Annotated in this window: 1 protein-coding gene; it reads left to right on the forward strand. The window is 66.2% G+C overall.

The window, feature by feature from the left end; genetic code table 11:
- The coding region (locus ACU8YE_RS25330) for a saccharopine dehydrogenase family protein (RefSeq protein WP_446930336.1) at positions 1-444 on the forward strand (444 nt) is incomplete at both ends.

Here is a 444-nt window from a genome sequence, read left to right on the forward strand (position 1 = left end):
CCCATCTGTTGCGCGAAACCGGCGACTACGAAGTAGTCGCATTCGATCGCGATGCGGACGCGCTCACGAAGCTGGCAAACGAGGGCATCGCGACGCAGCGCGTCGATTCCGCGGACGCGGCCGCGATCCGCGAAGCGGTGAAGGGCTTCGATGCGCTCGTCAATGCACTGCCGTATTACCTGGCCGTCAATGTCGCCGCCGCCGCGAAGGCCGCGGGCGTGCATTACTTCGATCTGACCGAGGACGTGCGCGCGACGAGCGCGATCCGCGAGCTCGCCGAAGGCTCGAATCGCGCGTTCATGCCGCAGTGCGGCCTCGCGCCGGGCTTCATCGGCATTGCCGCGCACGAGCTCGTGAACGGCTTCACCGAAGTGCGCGACGTGAAGATGCGCGTCGGCGCGCTGCCCGAGTATCCGACCAACGCGCTGAAGTACAACCTGACGT

The sequence above is a fragment of the Ralstonia sp. VS2407 genome, assembly GCF_052950655.1.